13 protein-coding genes are annotated in these 15,679 nt (G+C 62.0%); 12 read left to right on the top strand and 1 reads right to left on the bottom strand.

Annotation, left to right across the window (positions count from 1 at the left end; all coding sequences use genetic code 11):
* Positions 1-170: 170 nt before the first annotated feature.
* From asnB to nadE, 4 genes are read left to right on the top strand one after another with little or no spacing between them, the layout of a single operon-like run.
* On the top strand, positions 171-2,108 hold the full coding sequence (gene asnB / locus NKH98_RS12770) for an asparagine synthase (glutamine-hydrolyzing) (RefSeq protein WP_352898874.1): 1,938 nt from the start codon (positions 171-173) through the stop codon (positions 2,106-2,108).
* Between the two features lie 19 nt (positions 2,109-2,127).
* Positions 2,128-2,391, top strand: a complete 264-nt coding sequence (locus tag NKH98_RS12765; protein ID WP_254818658.1) for an acyl carrier protein — start codon at positions 2,128-2,130, stop codon at positions 2,389-2,391.
* 22 nt (positions 2,392-2,413) lie between these two features.
* Entirely contained in the window at positions 2,414-3,961 is a 1,548-nt protein-coding gene (locus tag NKH98_RS12760) for a class I adenylate-forming enzyme family protein (protein ID WP_352898872.1), read from the top strand.
* Positions 3,958-4,965 carry an NAD(+) synthase gene (nadE, locus tag NKH98_RS12755; protein ID WP_352898871.1) on the top strand — a complete coding sequence of 336 codons (1,008 nt, stop codon included), beginning with the start codon at positions 3,958-3,960 and terminating at the stop codon, positions 4,963-4,965. Before NKH98_RS12760 ends, nadE begins: the two co-directional genes overlap by 4 nt.
* Positions 4,966-5,012: 47 nt before the next feature.
* Here the strand turns inward: nadE and NKH98_RS12750 are convergent, their stop codons facing one another.
* Positions 5,013-6,128 (bottom strand): hypothetical protein, encoded by a 1,116-nt coding sequence (locus NKH98_RS12750; RefSeq protein ID WP_352898870.1) that lies wholly within the window; start codon positions 6,126-6,128, stop codon positions 5,013-5,015.
* A 517-nt stretch (positions 6,129-6,645) separates the two neighbouring features.
* Between NKH98_RS12750 and NKH98_RS12745 the strand changes: the two genes are divergently transcribed.
* The 8 genes from NKH98_RS12745 to NKH98_RS12710 all read left to right on the top strand — a co-directional run bounded on the left by NKH98_RS12745 (position 6,646) and on the right by NKH98_RS12710 (position 15,651).
* Positions 6,646-7,773, top strand: a complete 1,128-nt coding sequence (locus NKH98_RS12745; protein ID WP_352898867.1) for a transporter substrate-binding protein — start codon at positions 6,646-6,648, stop codon at positions 7,771-7,773.
* Positions 7,770-8,372, top strand: a complete 603-nt coding sequence (locus NKH98_RS12740; RefSeq protein WP_254818481.1) for an ANTAR domain-containing response regulator — start codon at positions 7,770-7,772, stop codon at positions 8,370-8,372. Before NKH98_RS12745 ends, NKH98_RS12740 begins: the two co-directional genes overlap by 4 nt.
* Before the next feature lie 19 nt (positions 8,373-8,391).
* The gene (locus NKH98_RS12735) at positions 8,392-9,258 is read left to right on the top strand and encodes an ABC transporter permease (protein ID WP_254818659.1); all 867 of its coding nucleotides are present in this window, start codon (positions 8,392-8,394) and stop codon (positions 9,256-9,258) included.
* Positions 9,255-10,175: an ABC transporter permease gene (locus NKH98_RS12730; RefSeq protein ID WP_352898865.1), complete on the top strand. Its 921-nt coding sequence runs from the start codon at positions 9,255-9,257 to the stop codon at positions 10,173-10,175. Before NKH98_RS12735 ends, NKH98_RS12730 begins: the two co-directional genes overlap by 4 nt.
* Before the next feature lie 31 nt (positions 10,176-10,206).
* On the top strand, positions 10,207-11,850 hold the full coding sequence (locus tag NKH98_RS12725) for an ABC transporter substrate-binding protein (protein WP_352898862.1): 1,644 nt from the start codon (positions 10,207-10,209) through the stop codon (positions 11,848-11,850).
* Complete coding sequence (locus tag NKH98_RS12720) at positions 11,840-12,784, top strand: acetamidase/formamidase family protein (RefSeq protein WP_352688925.1); 945 nt, start codon at positions 11,840-11,842, stop codon at positions 12,782-12,784. Before NKH98_RS12725 ends, NKH98_RS12720 begins: the two co-directional genes overlap by 11 nt.
* Positions 12,781-14,577: an ABC transporter ATP-binding protein gene (locus NKH98_RS12715; RefSeq protein ID WP_352737043.1), complete on the top strand. Its 1,797-nt coding sequence runs from the start codon at positions 12,781-12,783 to the stop codon at positions 14,575-14,577. Before NKH98_RS12720 ends, NKH98_RS12715 begins: the two co-directional genes overlap by 4 nt.
* Positions 14,578-14,766: 189 nt before the next feature.
* Positions 14,767-15,651 (top strand): dihydrodipicolinate synthase family protein, encoded by an 885-nt coding sequence (locus NKH98_RS12710; protein WP_352898859.1) that lies wholly within the window; start codon positions 14,767-14,769, stop codon positions 15,649-15,651.
* Positions 15,652-15,679 lie beyond the last annotated feature (28 nt).

Raw genomic sequence — 15,679 nt, 5'->3', positions numbered from 1 at the left:
CGTGAGGCCTTCAAGCGGGACACCTGGGGTGGGCACAAGTCGGTCCGCAAAAGCATCATTTTGTCCTAACATCCTGTTAACCACATGCTCGCTGAAAGGTATCCGATTAACCTTTGAGGCGCTTATGACCGCTATGTTTCGTGGCTTGCTGTTCAATATGAGCTGTGTGGATGTGCGGATTCGGGGGCTATTTCGGTTCAGTCCGGGATGCGGAAGCTTTGCTTGCGCGCATGACGTCCGCGATCGCCCATCGCGGACCGGATGAACAAGGCAGATTCGTAGCGCCCGAGGCTGGACTTGGGCATGCGCGGCTGTCGGTGATCGGGATTGGTGATGGCCAGCAGCCGATGTCCGACGAAACCGGCAATTTGACGATAGCGTTCAACGGCGAGATTTTCAATTACGTGGAATTGCGCGAAGGGCTGCTGGCCAAGGGCCGATGCTTCCGCACCTCGAGCGACACCGAAGTTCTCCTGCAGCTGTATGAGGAGATGGGCGAAGACTGCCTGCCGCTCCTGAACGGTGATTTCGCCTTCGCGATTTGGGACAACCGGCGGCGGCGGATGGTGCTTGCAAGAGACCGCATGGGTGTTAGGCCGCTGTTCTATACCAGCAAGGACGGGGTGCTCTACTTTGCATCCGAGATAAAAGCCCTGCTGAAGGTACCCGGCATCTCGGCCGAAATCGATCCGATTGCACTCGACCAGATCTTTACGCTGTGGGCGCCGATCGCTCCACGCACGGCTTTCCGCGATATCCACGAGCTGGAGCCGGCAAGCGTAATGATCGCGACACAGGGGCAAGTGACGATCAAACCATACTGGCATCTGGACTATCCTCATCGAGATACGCCATCGAAGATCACCAATGAGGACGACGCGGCCGAGGAACTGCAGGCCCTGTTGACCGACGCGGTGAGGCTTCGCATGCGCGCCGACGTGCCGGTCGGTTCTTACCTTTCGGGTGGGCTCGATTCATCCCTCGTTTCGGCACTCGCGGCCGGTATGACTCCTCTTAAGCTGCAGACATTTTCCGTAACGTTCGACAGCGCCGAGCATGACGAAAGCGCCTTCCAGACCGAAATGGCGTCAGCACTTGGCACGCGCCATCGAACCGTAGCCTGTCGTGCCGGTGATATCGCCGGCGTGTTTCCCGAAGTCATCCGCTTTACCGAGCGGCCGATCATCCGCACCGCCCCGGCCCCCCTCTATCAACTGTCCGGCCTCGTTCGCCAGGCCGGTTTGAAAGTGGTGCTGACAGGCGAAGGCGCCGACGAAGTCTTTGCCGGCTATGATGTCTTCAAGGAAGCGCGGGTTCGCCGTTTCTGCGGACGACAGCCGGCGTCGCGCATAAGACCACAGCTGTTCCGGAAGCTTTATCCCTATCTGCCAGGTCTGCAGCAGCAGTCCGTAGAGTACCTGGCCGCGTTCTTCGGCACCGGCAGCGCAGCCCTGGACGATCCGCTGTTCTCGCATCGGCCGCGTTTCAAGACCACATCAGCGGCCAAGATGTTTTTCTCCGGTGATCTGCGTGCGACATTGAAGGGCTACGACGCAGCCGAGGAACTGGCCGGCCGGTTGCCTGAGGCGTTTTCCCGGTGGCATCCACTGCATCAAGCGCAATATCTCGAAACCCGCTTTCTCCTGCCGGGCTACATTCTCTCCAGCCAGGGCGATCGCATGGCAATGGCGCATGGTATCGAAGGGCGTTTCCCCTTCCTTGACCATCGTTTGGTGGAGTTTGCGGCAAGACTTCCGCCGGAGATGAAGCTCAAGGGACTGGTGGAAAAACACATACTGCGCAAAGTTGCCAAGCACCTGCTTCCGACTACCATCAGCGAGCGCACCAAACAGCCTTACCGGGCGCCGGAAGCCCGCTCCTTCGTTGGACCCGGAGAACTGGACTACATACGCGACTCGCTGAGCGAGGCGAGCATCGCCGCCGGAGGACTATTCAACGCCAAGGCGGTGGCGAACCTGCACGAGAAATGCCGCTTGCAGCCCGCGTCCGGATTCCGCGACAATGCGGCTTTCGTCGGCATTTTGTCGACGCAGCTGTGGCAGAAGATTTTCACCGGCGAAAAGGTCGGTGCAGCACGAGCGGCCTGAGAAATCGAGGGAATGAAAAATCATGGTAGCAATCAAGGACAAGGTCAAAACCTTTATCGTCGACAACTTCTTGTTCGGCGACACGTCCTACGAGCTTGCGGACTCCGCATCACTGATCGAGAACGGCATCATCGATTCGACGGCCGTGTTGGAGCTCGTGGCATTCATAGAGGATGATTTCGGCATAGCGATGGTCGATGCCGATATCGTACCGGCCAATCTGGATTCGATTGACCGCATCTCAGCCTTCATCAAGGCAAAAGCAGAAGCGCTGGCAGCGTAGGCGCCATCGGCGAGGAGCGTCCGTGCGGATCGAACATTTTCTGACGGCGAAAGCCGCTGCCCATCCAGCCAAAACGGCATTGATCACCGAGCACAAAAGGCTGTGCTACGAAGAGCTGGACGATCTCTCGAGCCGTCTGGCCGCCGCCCTTTTCATGAATGGCGTCAGGCGCGACGACCGGGTCCTGATCTTCATGGACAATTGCTGGGAGGCTGCGGTTTCGATTTTCGCGGTTCTTAAAGCGGGCGCGACTTTCAGTCCGATCAACGCATCCACCAAGGCCGAAAAGCTGGCCTACATCATCACCGATTGCGATGCGGCCGCGATCCTCACGCAAGCAAGACTGATGCCCGTGGTCGCCGAGGCGTCCGGATACTCCGGCAAGACCGGTATCTTCGTGGCTTCCACCGTTGCTGCCGATAACCAATGCCCGGCAGGAGCCACATCCCTGACGGATTGCTTGACGTTTCAAGCCGGAGAGATTGACCATCGCGGCATTGACGTCGATCTTGCGATGTTGATCTACACCTCGGGCTCGACCGGCCGGCCCAAGGGTGTGATGATGACGCACCGCAATTGCGACGCGGCGGCCGACTCCATCACCACCTATCTGCGCAACTCGCCCGACGACATCATCTTGAATGTTCTGCCGCTCGCCTTCGACTACGGCCTCTATCAGTTGCTGATGGCCGTCAGGCTCGGCGCCACGCTCGTGCTCGAGAAGTCCTTCGCTTTTCCCCAGGCGGTCTTTGAACGCATCCGCCAGGAACGAGTGACCGGGCTTCCGCTCGTGCCCACGATGGCAGCGATGATCCTGCAGATGCGTGATCTGGCGCCGGGCTTCCTGCCCAGCCTTCGCTATATTTCCAACACGGCGGCTGCCTTGCCGCCCTCTCACATAGAACGCCTTCGGTTCCTTTTCCCCGGTGTCAGGCTCTATTCGATGTATGGCCTGACGGAATGCAAGCGCTGCACCTATCTGCCGCCGGAGGAGCTCGACCGCCGGCCGGGCTCGGTCGGAATAGCCATTCCGAACACCGAAGCCTTTGTCGTCGACGACCACGGGCAACGGGTGCCGCCGGGCGTAGCAGGCGAGCTGATTATTCGCGGGCCGCACGTCATGCAGGGTTATTGGCGAAACGAAGCTGCGACGGCACGAGCCCTGCGCCCGGGTCCCAACCCTTGGGAGAAGGTTCTCTACACCGGCGATCTGTTCAGGGCCGACGAGGAGGGCTTTCTTTATTTCGTAGGCCGCAAGGATGACATCATAAAGTCGCGGGGAGAGAAGGTGGCGCCCAAGGAAGTGGAAGCCGTGCTTCACGCTCATCCGGGCATCGCGGAAGCGGTGGTTGTCGGTGTGCCGGATCCCGTGCTCGGGCATGCGATCGGCGCAGTTATCGTACGGTCCGACCCGGCGCTTAGCGAAAAGGATATCATCCGTCACTGTGCACGCCACCTTGAGGACTTCATGGTCCCCAAGGTCATCGAGTTCCGCCGGGAGCTGCCGAAGACCGATACCGGCAAGGTCAGCCGTCGGCTTGCGGCAGAAACCATGGAGGTCGCGCAATGAATGTTCGCCCGACCGAGGATGCGCGGACCTTTCTGGCGCAGGCTCTGGCAATCGACCTGATCACCGAAACGGACCGTATCGTAACGGCCTTGCGCCAGCAGTTGCGCGGGCTTCGCAAGCGGGGCCTTGTGCTCGGTCTTTCGGGCGGGATCGATTCGAGCGTGTCGGTCGCGTTGGCGGCACGCGCCGCCGGGCCCAAGAATGTGCTTTGCCTGTTCATGCCGGAAAGCGATTCCGATCCTGAAAGTCTGCGGCTCGGCCGCCTCGTCGCCGAAACTTTCGGTGTCGAGGCTGTGACGGAGGATATCGGGCCGATCCTGCGCGCAATGGGCTGCTACAAGCGTCGCGACGCCTTCATCCGCGAAGTGGTCCCGGAATACGGCGAAGGCTGGGCCTCGAAGATCGTCATCGCGAACGCGCTCGAGGGCGGGGGTTACAACATCTCATCCCTGGTGGTGCAGGATCCGGAAGGCAAGCAGACGAAACTGAGAATGCCGCTGCCTGTCTATCTCGGCGTTGTCGCCGCTACCAATATGAAACAACGCACCCGCAAGCAGATTGAATACTATCATGCCGATCGCCTGAACTTCGCCGTTCTTGGAACGCCGAACCGGCTGGAATACGATCAGGGTTTCTTCGTGAAGAACGGTGACGGCGCCGCGGACGTCAAGCCGATCGCCCATCTCTATAAAACGCAGGTCTATGCGCTTGCGGCCCATCTCGGCGTTCCGGAGGAAATCCTTAACCGGCCTCCGACCACCGATACCTACTCGCTGGCGCAGACCCAGGAGGAGTTTTACTTCTCGCTTCCTTATGACCGTATGGATCTTTGCCTTTACGGTCTCAACAACGGCGTGGCGGCTGAGGTAGTGGCGCAGGCGGCGGGGTTGGCCGCCACACAAGTGGAAAGCGTCTGGGCCGATATTATCGCCAAACGCAGGGCGACGCGTTATCTGCACCAGCGTCCGCAACTCGTTGATGTCGTCGAGGAAATCGGCACCTGACAAACAGGTAGAGCGGTGTGCACGGTTCGATTTGCATGCATCCCGCTCTAGCTGAAACGGCTCCCGATCAGTCGGCTCCATTGCTCGCCCGCAAGCCCGTTCAGGAAGGCTTGCGAGTTCTTCATCGCGTCCAACAGCTCTGGATCACGTGAATGCACGACCGTTGAAGCAACGGTCAGGAAAGCGATCCGTCGTCCAAGCATCGCCTCTAGAAGTGCAGGTTGAACACGTCCACGCAGGCCGCTGACGCCGCGCGCGGCCGCATGATCGATCAGGCAGTCTATCACGGAGCCCGCCTGGCCGGGCAGGGCGAGGATCTGCAGCACGCGGCCAATTTCATACTTCCGTGCGTAATAGGCGAAAGCGCCGACATCGGTGCCGACTGGCGACGTCACGCAAACGTAGACAAGCTCGCCCAGATCCGGCTTTTGTGCGGCATCGGTCAGGATGTGGTCGAGTTGGTCTTCCGTCCATTCCGGGCGTAGCGCGAAACGCGCGATAAACGGCTCGATTAGCTTGGCAAATGTGTGGCTGTCGATTTCGGACATCCGAAATCCCCCGTGACCTGCCCCGTCCGCCGCCACACCCGACCAGCGTCGTTCGCTGGACGTCATCCTCCTGCAATAGAATCGGTCGACGGCACGCGCCAACGGATTGAGCGCTCGGGCAAGCTCCATGCGATTGGCGGAAAGGCTGAGCATGAAGGTCGCTGGCCGCATCACACGCACCCAGTCGAGGCTGTATTGCGGCAGGACCACGCCGCGCAGCCGGGTCCACAATTTCACGGAGATATCGTTGGCCGTCTCGCTGAAGGAGATGTCCTGCGGACCATCCAGGTAAGCTTTCAGCAAGCGGGCGCCGGCCAGCGGGTCGTGCTCATGGTCCTCGACCATGAGCGAGCTACAGATGGCGGCGCGTACTTGACGGCCGTTGAACGTCATCGGCAACACATGAACACCGACAAACCCGGAGACACGACCGGCGTCGTTGACGTGGACAAGCGACCGGAGGCTATCTCCGCAACCGGGCGCATCCAGATAAAACCGTTTCATGTATTCCACGAGAGAGGCCGGCGCTTCGGTCCTTTCCTTCAACAGCACGCGTTGAAACATGTTCGCGACTGCTGGGAGATCGGCGCCTTGCAAGGCGCGAATGACGCTCAAGCCCGGCTCCCGCCACCAAAGTTCCGCCCACCGAGCTTCCGGGCCAAGGCGACACGAGGCACGAGAACATCGGGCGCGCGTTCCAATTCGACGCCCATGAAGCCGTGGAACCTCGGCCAGTTGCGATCGCCCGGGTGACCGAACGGAGTGCTGAATTGCTGCGGCAAGGTGAACCCTTTGCTTGACCGACGAAAAACCGGCGTCATTGCTGCTAGCAGATTCAGGTAAACCGATATTAAAGTCGTTGCTTTGAATGGTAGCGAACCTGGTTGTCCGGGCCTCATACCTGGGGATCAGCAATTTTGGTTCCTGGCGGACTCCATACGACCGGCGTGAGTTGCGTGCCCCACGTCGAACCGTTTCGGCTAGCCAAAGTTTCGTGCGGCGGCTCTTGACTGCGGGCGCGGGCGGAATACGGTGAGGACAAATACCGGCTCTGGCCGCCGGGCGGCAAGAATGCCTCGTATGCCTCGCCTTGCGGCGGTGGCTGCGGGGCATTGTCATTTTGAGGCTTTGCTTGAAACGGCATATCGAGATCGGCATTCTCTATTCGCGGTCCGGCAACTACCGGCTGGTGTCCGAATCCTGCCGCGCGGGCGCGATGAACGCCATCGCCGACGTCAATGCCGATCCCGCTGTCCCCTTCGAATTCGTCCCGGTCGAGCGCGACCCGCAGGGCAACATCGACCGGTATGCAAGCGGCTGCGCGGACATTCTCGCCAACAGTGGCGCGCGTCACATCATTGGCTGCGTGACCTCGTGGAGCCGCAAGGAGGTCATTCCAATCCTGGAAAGGGCAGGCGGCACGCTGTGGTACGCCTGCCCGTACGAAGGCTTCGAAGCCAACGAGCACGTCGTCTATACGCACGCCTGCCCCAATCAGCATCTCGTACCGCTGCTTGCCTATGTCGTGCCTCGTTTCGGCGCCGACGGCTTCCTGCTCGGTTCCAACTACATCTGGGGTTGGGAGACCAACCGTGTGGCGCGCGACCTGATTGCGGACGCCGGCGGCAAGGTGCTGGGCGAACGCTATCTGCCGCTAGGGGAGGTCGACGTTGCGCGGCTGATCGCGGAGGTACAGGCGACGAGACCTGATTTCATTCTGAATAATCTCATCGGCCCTTCGTCCTATGCCTTTATCGCCGCCTATGCCGAGCTTGGCCGGCGCGACCCGCATTTCAGGCCGGAGCGTTGCCCGATCCTGTCCTGCAATCTCACGGAATGCGAATTGCCGGCGCTCAACGGGGCAGGCGATGGCCATCTTTCGGTTGGGCCCTATTTTCACGACATCTCGGGCGCGGATCGCGGAGCGGCTTCAGTGTCTTCCGTTATGCCTGCCTCATCCTTCGAGGCGGCGGCTTATGCCTCGGTGCGTACGCTCGCAGAGATACTCACCCGCAACCCCGGTGCACAATGGATGGACCTTCCCAAGGTCTTTGCCGGAACATCATTTCGAACGCCGCTGGGCGACATCGCCATCGACCCGCAAACCCAGCATGCTACGTTGCCGGTGCAGATCGGACGTATCGATGGAACATCGTTCAAAACGGTCACGCTGGCGAAGGGCGTGGCACCCGATCCCTACCTTTCCCGCTATGACCGGACGGAGACGTTCGGGCGGCCACGCCTGCGGGTGGTGTCGTGAGCAAGATGGCGCGTATCCCGAACCTTGGAGGCGCCAGGGCTTTTGTCCTGCATCGTCCACATCCGACCGTGCAGGCGATCACAAGACAATTGTCGGCCATCGGCCTTGAGGCGATTGGCTTCTGGCCGGAACTGCCGGCCGAAGCGCTGGCGGCGGACTTCGTCTTCTTCGACGTCGACCTCGGCTTTGACGAGCAATTTCCGTGGAAGCCGGGCGAGGCCCCGATGCCGCTGATAGCGCTGATCGGCTCCGAGGCGCCGGGGCGTGTCGAATGGGCACTGTCGCACAAGGCCGATGCCCAATTGCTGAAACCGGTCGGCAATGCCGGCGTCTATAGCGCGCTTTTGATCGCAAGGCAGAGTTTCGAGGCGCGCAAGCTTCTGGCCGGCGAGATCGCCTCGCTTCGTCAGCGGGTCGCGGAGCGCCAGACCATCGTACGCGCGGTGGAGGCCTTGTCGAAGGGCGCCGAGGACGGCCGTGCCTATGCGCAGCTCCGCTCGCTGGCGATGAGCTGGCAAATCAGCGTCGAGGAAGCAGCGCGCAGGATCGTGGCGATGACACAAGGTGAAGGCGACGATGACCAATCCGATCGCGCCTGAGCTTTCAGCCGCCGGGCGTATGCCAGCCAAGCCTCGCGCCGGCGTCTGGCGACGTCTGCTAAAACGGCCTCTCGCTTTGCTCGGCCTCGGGATTATTGCCCTTGTCTTGGCCGGCGCCATTCTTGCACCGTGGCTGACAGGCTACGATCCGAACGAGCAGATGTTCGACGGGCTCACGCTTGAAGGCGCGCCACTGCCGCCGGGAGCCCAGTTCTGGCTAGGCACCGACCTGCTTGGCCGCGACCTGCTGACCCGTCTCCTATTCGGCGCGCGCACGTCGCTGATCATCGGCATCGTCGCCAATGGCGTGGCGCTTCTGATCGGTACGCTGGTCGGCATCACCGCCGGCTATTTCCGCGGCTGGATCGGCAGCGCGCTTATGCGCTTCACCGATTTGATGATGGCTTTCCCGGCGCTGCTGCTCGCCATCTGCCTGGCGGCGGTGCTCCAGCCGAGCCTGTGGATCGTCGCCATGGTGATCGCGTTGGTGAACTGGGTGCAGACCGCCCGCGTCATCTACACCGAGACAAGTTCGCTCTCCGAGCGCGAGTTCATCGATGCCGAGCGCACCATCGGCGCAAGCGCTCCACGTATCCTGTTTCGCCATATCCTGCCCCACCTTTTGCCGACGATCATCGTCTGGGGCACGCTCGGCATCTCGACGACGGTGCTTCTGGAAGCGACGCTCAGCTATCTCGGCATCGGCGTGCAACCGCCGACTGCTTCCTGGGGCAACATCATCTTCGAAAATCAAACCTATTTTCAGGCAGCGCCCTGGCTGGTTTTCTTTCCGGGTGCGGCGATCCTGGCGCTGGCGCTAGCCTTTAACCTGGTCGGCGATGCGCTGCGCGACATCCTCGATCCGACGCAAAGGGGGCGGGCATGATCGCCTATCTCGGCCGCCGCGTTGTCCAGTCGGTGCTCATCTTGCTCGGCGTCTCCCTGATCACCTTTGCGCTGCTCTATCTGCTGCCCGCCGATCCCGTCCGCCAGATCGCCGGCCGCAGCGCAACGCCCGAGACGGTCGAGAGCATCCGCCGGCAGCTCGGTCTCGACCAGCCCTTTTTCGTCCAGTACTGGCACTACCTGACCAGCCTTCTCAGCGGCGATCTGGGGCGCTCCTACATTCAGCGCTCGGAGGTCACGGAGCTTATCGTCTCGCGGCTGCCGGCAAGCCTGCTGCTAATGGTCGGCGCCGTTGCTTGCGAAGTGGTGATCGGGCTGACGATGGGCCTCATCGCCGCCGTAAAGCGTGGCACCGCTACCGACCAGTCGCTGATGGTCGCCTCCTTCGTCGGCGTCTCGGCGCCGCAGTTCGTCGTCGGCCTGCTGCTGCTTTATGTATTCGCGGTACGGCTCGGCTGGTTCCCGATCGGCGGTTACGGCACCTGGCGTCATCTGGTGCTGCCGTCGCTGACCATGGGAATTCTTGGCGCCGGGTGGTACGCCCGCATGATGCGCTCGTCGATGATCGACGTGCTGCGCCAGGATTACGTGCGTACCGCGCGTGCCAAGGGTCTTGCACGCAGCGCCATTATCTTCCGGCACGCGCTGCCCAACGCCATCCTGCCGGTCATCGCCATGATCGGCATCGACATCGGCATCTTCATGGGCGGCATCGTGGTTGTCGAAAGCGTGTTCGGCTGGCCAGGCATCGGCCAGCTAGCCTGGCAGGCCATTCAGCGCATCGACATTCCGATCATCATGGGGGTCACCCTGGTTTCGGCCTTTGCCATCGTGCTCGGCAATCTCCTGGCCGACACTGTCGCACCGTTCATCGATCCGCGCATCAAGCTCAGATGAAAACCAAAAAATCAGAGAAAGGGAACATGACATGAGAAAATATCTAATATCCACCGTGGCGGCATCGGCGCTTGCGCTGGTGCTTGGCATGACGAGCGTACGCGCCGAAGACGTCGTCGATCCGAATGCCAAGCAGGGCGGCGCGATCACCATCACCTACAAGGACGACGTCGCCACGCTCGATCCGGCCATCGGCTATGACTGGCAGAACTGGTCGATGATCAAGAGCCTGTTCGACGGGCTGATGGACTACGAGCCGGGCACCACCAACCTGCGGCCCGACCTTGCCGAGAGCTACGAGATTGCGCATGATGGCAAGACCTTCACCTTCAAGCTGCGCCATGGAGTGAAGTTCCACAACGGCCGCGAGATGACCGCCGACGACGTGAAATATTCGCTCGACCGGGTCACCAATCCAAAGACACAGAGCCCGGGTGCCGGCTTCTTCGGCTCGATCAAAGGCTATGACGATGTCGCTGCCGGCAAGGCGGAAAGCCTGGCCGGCATAACCGTCGTCGATCCCTACACGATCAAGTTCGAGCTGACCCGGCCCGACGCCACCTTCCTGCATGTCATGGCGATCAACTTCTCGCACGTCGTGCCGAAGGAAGAGGTCGAAAAATACGGCGCGGACTTCGGCAAGCATCCGGTCGGAACCGGCGCCTTCAAGCTCGCCGAATGGACGCTCGGCCAGCGCGTGGTCTTCGAGCGCAACCCGGATTACTGGCACAAGGGTCTGCCGCATCTCGACAAGATCACCTTTGAGATCGGCCAGGAGCCGATCGTGGCGCTGCTGCGGCTGCAGAAAGGCGAAATCGACGTTCCCGGCGACGGCATTCCCCCGGCGAAATTCCAGGAGGTGATGGCCGATCCCGAGCAGAAGGCCCGTGTCGTCGAGGGCGGCCAGTTGCACACTGGCTATATCACCATGAATACCACCATGGCGCCCTTCGACAATGTGAAGGTACGGCAGGCGGTCAACATGGCGATCAACAAGGACCGCATCGTCCAGCTGATCAACAACCGTGCGGTGCCGGCCAATCAGCCGTTGCCGCCGTCGATGCCTGGCTACGACAAGGAATTCAAGGGCTATCCCTATGACGTGAGCAAGGCCAAGGCTTTGCTTGCCGAGGCCGGGCATCCCGACGGATTTGACACGCAGCTGTTTGCCATGAACACCGATCCCAACCCGCGCATCGCGCAGGCCATTCAGCAGGATCTGGCGGCGGTCGGCATCAAGGCCAGTATCCAGTCGCTCGCGCAGGCCAACGTGATCGCTGCCGGCGGCGACAAGGCCGGTGCGCCGATGATCTGGTCCGGCGGCATGGCCTGGATCGCCGACTTCCCCGATCCGTCGAACTTCTACGGCCCGATCCTCGGCTGCGCTGGTGCCGTCCCGGGCGGCTGGAACTGGTCGTGGTATTGCAACAAGGACCTCGACGCCAAAGCGGCCGAAGCCGACTCAATCGTCGACCCGGCCAAGGCTGGCGAGCGCGCCAAGATGTGGAGCGAGATCTACGGCAAGATCATGGAAGACGCGCCCTGGGCACCGGTGTTCAACGAGCAGCGTTTCACCATGAAATCAGCCCGCATGGGTGGCGCCGACAACCTCTATGTCGACCCGGTCCACATCCCGATCAACTACGACAATGTGTATGTGACCGATGTGCAATAACTGCGACTACACCATCCACGGGCGCCACCATCATTTCGGCTGGGACAATTCCTTTGTCCCGGCCGAACGAGTGGCGCCAGGGTCGACGATCGAGTTCCAGTGCCTGGACTCGTCCGGCGGGCAGCTGACGATGGAGAGCACCGTCGACGACGTTGCTGTGCTCGATTTTGCCAAGGTGAACCCGGTCACTGGGCCGATCTATGTCGACGGGGCGGAGCCGGGCGATGCCCTGAAAATCACCATCGAAGCGTTCAAGCCGTCCGGCTTCGGGTGGACGGCAAATATCCCGGGATTCGGTCTGTTGGCGGATGACTTCACTCAACCGGCACTGAATATCTGGAAGTACGACGCCGCCTCGCTCGAGCCGGCGCTGTTCGGCAAGAGCGGCCGGGTGCCGCTCAAGCCCTTCGCCGGCACCATCGGCAATGCCCCGGCTGAGCCGGGTCTGCATTCGGTGGTCCCGCCGCGGCGCGTGGGCGGCAATCTGGACATACGCGATCTCGCTGCCGGCACGGTGCTCTACCTGCCCGTAGAGGTCGCGGGAGCGTTGTTCTCGGTCGGCGACACGCACGCCGCGCAAGGCGACGGCGAGGTCTGCGGCACGGCAATCGAGAGCCCCATGAATGCCGTGCTGACGCTCGATCTGGTCAAGGATGCCCGGCTGCGGACGCCGCGTTTCACAACGCCCGGTCCGGTGTCGCGGCATCTCGACGCCAAGGGCTATGAGGTGACAACCGGTATCGGGCCGGATCTGATGGATGGCGCCAGGAGCGCCGTCTCCCAGATGATCGACCTGCTCTCCGGCCGCTACGGCATGGATCCGGTAGATGCCTATATGCTCGTCTCGGTTTGCGGTGACCTGCGCATCAGCGAGATCGTCGACATGCCCAACTGGGTGGTTTCGTTCTACTTCCCCCGCTGCGTCTTTGAATGAACGTGGAGGACATCAAACGATCCGGGCAGGCCGCCGCGGAGAGTGGCTCCATTAGGCCGGTACTCAGCGTCTCAGGTCTGAGCGTCGCCGTGCGTGGCGAGGAGGGCGAGCGCGACGTCGTTTCCGACCTGACATTCGGCCTGATGCGCGGCGAAACGCTTTGCATTGCCGGCGAGTCCGGTTCCGGCAAGTCGATGACGGCGCTGGCCATCATGGGCTTGCTGCCGCAGCCGGCGGCACGCATCAGATCAGGCTCCATCCGGCTCGGCGATCAGGATCTCGCGGCTCTCAGCGAGAGCGGCATGCGCCGCATCCGCGGCAACCGTATCGCAATGATTTTTCAGGAACCGATGACATCGCTCAATCCGGTTCTGTCCATCGGCCGTCAGCTCACGGAGGCGATCGAGGCACACACCTCGCTGTCGCGCTCCGACTCGCGGCTGAGGGCGCTCGAGGCGCTGAAGGCAGTCCGAATTCCGGATGCCGAACGGCGGCTCGAGCACTATCCGCACGAACTCTCAGGCGGCATGCGTCAGCGCGTGATGATTGCCATGGCTCTGGCCCTGAACCCGGATGTGCTGATCGCCGATGAGCCGACGACCGCCCTCGACGTCACGGTTCAGGGCGAGGTGCTGGAGCTGCTGCGCGACCTGCAGCGCGAGCACGGCACCAGTGTTATCCTGATCACGCACGACATGGGCGTCGTCGCCGAGATGGCGGACCGCGTCATTGTCATGCGCGACGGCCGGATGGTCGAGCAGGGCAGGGCGGCTGACATCTTCAATCGCCCGCAGGCCGACTATACGCGCGAGCTTCTGGCCGCCGTGCCGCGTATCGGCGGCGGACGGATGGCCGAAGACCGACAAGATGCCGCCAACATGCCGGCCGAGCTTGTACATGTCGGCGATCTTCACGTCCGCTTCGACCTGCGTGGCGGCTTCTTCGGCCGCGTCGACCGCAGGGTGCACGCGGTCGAAGGGGTCAGTTTCTCGATCGCGCCGCACGAAACCCTGTCGCTGGTCGGCGAATCGGGCTGCGGCAAGTCGACGACGGCCAAGGCGATCGCCGGGCTGGTGCCCTACATCGGCAGCATTTCAATCGGCGGCCAGGACTTGTCGGCACTCAGCCGAAAGGAGCGCAAGGCTGTCCGCCGCAATGTGCAAATGATCTTTCAGGATCCCTTCGCGTCCCTCGACCCGCGCATGCGAGTAGGCGATCTCGTCGCCGAGCCTCTGCTGATCCACGGCCTTGGCGACAGAGAGCAACGGCGTGCCCAGATCGCCGCCCTGTTCGAACGCGTGGGCCTCTCCGCTGACCAGATGGAGCGCTATCCCCACGAATTCTCCGGCGGGCAGCGCCAGCGAATCTGTATTGCAAGGGCGCTGGCGCTGCGACCAAAGCTGATCATTGCCGACGAGAGCGTCTCTGCTCTCGACGTGTCGGTGCAAGCGCGCGTGTTAAGATTGCTGAAGGAACTGCAGCGCGAATTTGGCGTCGCATATCTCTTCATCTCGCACGACATGGCGGTGGTAGAAAACATCTCGGATCGCGTGGCGGTAATGTATCTGGGGCAGATCGTCGAGATGGGCACCCGCGACCAGATCTTCTCCAACCCGTGCCATCCTTACACAAAGCGGCTGATCGAAGCCGTTCCGGTTCCCGATCCAGGCCGCCGGCGCGCCCGGTTCGCCCGCTTGGACAGCGAAATTCCAAGCGCTGTGCGGCGCATCGGTGACGAGCCCCGGAAGCTCAAGCTTGAAGATGTTGGCGACGGCCACCTCGTCGCCACTTGAGCGAGCTTAGGCTACCTCGTCCAGCCAATCCGCAGAGCTCGGGACAGCAGCCTATGTGATGCCGGGCGCGGGAAATGATCGGCGATGGCGCTGCCGCGGCAGCGCCAGTCGGCGATGCCGATCGCCAGTTTACATCTGACATGTTAGCGTGCTAACGCTACGTGCACATTGATTTCAACGGAGTTCGCATTGGCTTCCCGCTTTGGTCTTTCGGTTGCCCTAACCACACCCTTCGACCCGTCGGGGCAGATAGCGCTCGCGCCGATGATCGCGCATGCCCGAGCCTGCCTTGGCGCCGGCTGCAGCAGTGTGACGCTGTTCGGCACCACCGGCGAAGGAGCCTCGGTCGGCACCGACGAGCGGCGGATCGTGATCGAGGCCATGCTGGCGGCCGGTATTCCGGCACATCAGCTCGTTGCCGGCGTGCTGGTCGATGCAGCCGAAGATGCCGCCGATCAGGCCCGGCACGCTTTGCAGCGCGGCGTTCGCAACATTCTGCTCGCTCCGCCGAGCTACTTCAAGAATGTCGGCGAGGACGGGCTGTTCGGATGGTTTTCCGCCGTCTTCGCCGCACTCGGTCCGCTGGCGCGCGACGTGCTCCTCTATAACATCCCCTCAGTCACCATGGTGCCGATCCCGCTTGGGCTGATCGGCCGGCTGCGCACCGCTTTTCCCGCCGCGGTGGCCGGGGTGAAGGATTCCGGTGGGGACTGGAGCTACAGTGAGGAGCTGCTTGAAGCGCACGGCGATCTGGTGATCCTCATCGGCGACGAACGGCATCTGGCAAGAAGCGTGCGCCGCGGCGGACAGGGTGCGATTTCCGGCATGGCTAATTTTGTTACCGGCGAAATCCGCGCAATGGTCGAAGAGGGCCGCGACGACTCACGCGTCGAGGACTTCGTGCTCGAATTGCTCAAATACCCGGTCACGCCGGCGGTGAAGGTCATGGTCGCGCGCAAGATCGGCGACGAGCGCTGGCTGGCGGTTCGCCCGCCCCTGGAGGCGATTGGCCCGCAGGGACAGCGGCAGCTTGCTGCTGCATACGACAGGCTGTTTGCGACAGAGGCGGCCTGACCGACAAGGCCGGGCTGACCGACAAGGA

Origin of the sequence: Mesorhizobium sp. M0833 (genome assembly GCF_040319905.1) — a bacterium.
In the GTDB taxonomy this organism is placed as follows: domain Bacteria; phylum Pseudomonadota; class Alphaproteobacteria; order Rhizobiales; family Rhizobiaceae; genus Mesorhizobium.
This window is presented reverse-complemented; position numbering and strand designations above follow the sequence as displayed.

What these genes read in the sequence shown, in the direction of transcription:
- asnB (WP_352898874.1), top strand. Translation starts at nt 171, where the DNA reads ATGTGCGGATTCGGGGGCTATTTCGGTTCAGTCCGGGATGCGGAAGCT.
- nadE (WP_352898871.1), top strand. Translation starts at nt 3,958, where the DNA reads ATGAATGTTCGCCCGACCGAGGATGCGCGGACCTTTCTGGCGCAGGCT.
- NKH98_RS12735 (WP_254818659.1), top strand. Translation starts at nt 8,392, where the DNA reads ATGCCAGCCAAGCCTCGCGCCGGCGTCTGGCGACGTCTGCTAAAACGG.
- NKH98_RS12730 (WP_352898865.1), top strand. Translation starts at nt 9,255, where the DNA reads ATGATCGCCTATCTCGGCCGCCGCGTTGTCCAGTCGGTGCTCATCTTG.
- NKH98_RS12725 (WP_352898862.1), top strand. Translation starts at nt 10,207, where the DNA reads ATGAGAAAATATCTAATATCCACCGTGGCGGCATCGGCGCTTGCGCTG.
- NKH98_RS12720 (WP_352688925.1), top strand. Translation starts at nt 11,840, where the DNA reads ATGTGCAATAACTGCGACTACACCATCCACGGGCGCCACCATCATTTC.
- NKH98_RS12715 (WP_352737043.1), top strand. Translation starts at nt 12,781, where the DNA reads ATGAACGTGGAGGACATCAAACGATCCGGGCAGGCCGCCGCGGAGAGT.